Origin of the sequence: Actinomadura logoneensis, assembly GCF_003428695.1 — a bacterium.
In the GTDB taxonomy this organism is placed as follows: domain Bacteria; phylum Actinomycetota; class Actinomycetes; order Streptosporangiales; family Streptosporangiaceae; genus Spirillospora; species Spirillospora logoneensis.
The window spans coordinates 1-2245 of sequence record NZ_QURH01000624.1 but is presented as its reverse complement, the minus strand read 5'-3'; the positions used below and the strand labels follow the sequence as shown (position 1 = coordinate 2245).

Sequence of the window (2245 nt, the reverse complement as noted above, 5' to 3'; positions counted from 1 at the left end):
TGACCGGTCACGGCGAGACGCGCGCCGACGCCGCCGGCCTCCCCGCCGGCGGACCTCCGGAAGCCCTGGCGGCAGGCGGTGCGCCGCCGGAAGCCCTGGCGGCGAGCGGTGCGCCGCCGCCCGGATGGCTGCGGCGCGAGCTGTCCAACCCGCTGTTCCGCAACGCGTACGCGCTGGTGGCGAACGGCGGGCTCACCGGACTGCTCGGGCTCGGCTACTGGGCGCTCGGCGCCAAGCTCTACGCGCCGGACGACATGGGCCGCAACTGGGCCGTGATCCAGGCGATCATGTTCGTCGGCAGCGTCACGATGCTGAACTTCCTGCTGATCCGGTTCGTCCCGCAGACGGCCCGGCGCACGCGCGCGCTCGTCCTCGCCTGCTACGGGACGGGGGCCGCCGCGTCGGCGCTGCTCGCGCTCGGCTTCCTGGCGACGCTGTCGTGGTGGGGGCCGTCCTTCCGGCACCTGCACGACGGGCGCGCGGCGCTGTGGTTCCTGGTCATGGCCGTCGCGTGGAACCTGTGGAACCAGCAGGAGGGCGTGTTCACCGGGCTGCGGCACGCGGGCTGGGTGCCGGTCGTCAACGCCGCGTTCGGGCTGGCCAAGCTGGTGCTGCTGGTCGCGGTCGCGAGCGCGTTCCCGGCGGACGGGGTGACGCTGTCCTGGTTCGTCCCGGTCCTGGTCGCGCTCGCCCCGGTCAGCTACCTGATCTTCGGACGGCTGATCCCCCGGCACCGCGCGGAGAACGCCGGACGGGGCCCGCGCCCGACCTACCGGGACATCTGGCGGCACCTGGGCGGCGCGTACCTGGGCGGCGCGTTCCAGTACGCCTCGATCAGCCTCGTGCCGGTCGTCGTCGCCGCGCACCTGGCCGAGGACGCCAACGCCTACTTCCAGATGGCGTGGGCGCTCGGCATGATGCTCGACCTGCTCGCGCTGACGCTGTCGATGTCGCTGACCGTGGAGGGCTCGTTCGACACCGCGCGGCTCGCCTCGTCCACGGGGGCGGCGGCGCGGCGCGCGCTCCTGCTGCTGCCACCGGTCGTGGTGGCCGTCCTGGTGGGCGCGCCCCTCGGCCTGGCGTTCTTCGGGCACGACTACGCGGCGCGCGGAGCCCCGCTGCTGCAGGTCCTCGCGGTGGCGGTGCTGCCCAAGGCGCTGATCGAGCTCTACATCGGCGTCCTGCGGGTGCAGAACCGGACGCGGCTGATCGCCGCCGTGCAGGGCGTCCGGTTCCTCGGCGTGCTGGCGCTGGTGTTCCTGCTCATCGACCCGCGGCACCTGGGCGCCATCGGGCTGGCGGTCCTCGCCGTGAACACCGTCGTCGCCGTCTTCGTCCTGCCGGGCCTGCTGGGCGTCATCCGGAACGAGGCGCCCGCGCGTCCCGCGACCGGTCCGCTCGGGCCGGAGGGCGCCTTCCCGGCCGGCGGAGGGCGGGATATCAGTTGAGCATGGCGGTTCGCCGGGAACCCGAGGAGCGGGCCGGGCAGGCGCCGCGCGCCGACGCCGCCGACCGGCGCATGGCGCTCGCCGCGGCGGCGCTGCTGGTGTTCGGCACGGCGCTGTTCTGGTCGCCGCTCCGGCACGTGGACCTCGACGCGATGGACGGGTTCGGGCTGGTCGGCGTGCTGCCGGGCGCGACGCTCGCGGGGGCGGCGGCGATCGTCGTGTCGTTCATGCTGACGCTGGCGCTGCCGCGTCCGCACCGGGTGCTTCTGGTCGCGCAGATCGCGGTGCTGATCGCGACGCTGCACGGCGTGGCGCAGGCGCTGGAGCCCGAGGCGCGGTTCCCGACGGCCTGGCAGACCGCCGGGTTCATCGAGTACATCGAGCGCACCCACACCGTCGCCTGGGACCTGGACGCCCGGTTCAGCACGCCCGGCTTCTTCGCGTTCGTGGCGTTCGTACTGAAGGCGACGGGCCAGCACGACATCTCGCCCGTCCTGAAGTGGGCGCCGCCGTTCACCGACCTGATGTACCTCGTCCCGTACATGCTGATCCTGCGGGTGCTGCGGGCGACGTGGCGGGCGAAGTGGTTCGCGGCCTGGCTGTTCATCGCCGCCAACTGGGTCGGGCAGGACTACCTCTCGCCCCAGGCGTTCGCGTACCTGCTCTACCTGTACTTCGTGGCGATCCTGGTGAACTGGTTCCGCCACCACGACGAGACGCCCCGGCGTGCCGGACGCCGCCGCTCCCCCGACGGCTCGGGTGGCGCGGAGGGCCGGCGGCGCGCGGGCGGGCTGGCG

The 2245-nt window shown here is 73.9% G+C and carries 2 protein-coding genes; both read left to right on the top strand.

The features are described 5' to 3' along the window. On the top strand, positions 1 to 1448 hold a 1448-nt coding region (locus DZF91_RS40285; RefSeq protein WP_199486864.1), incomplete at its 5' end, for a polysaccharide biosynthesis protein. 2 nt (positions 1449 to 1450) lie between these two features. Next, the coding region (locus DZF91_RS24815; protein WP_199486863.1) for a hypothetical protein at positions 1451 to 2245 on the top strand (795 nt) is incomplete at its 3' end.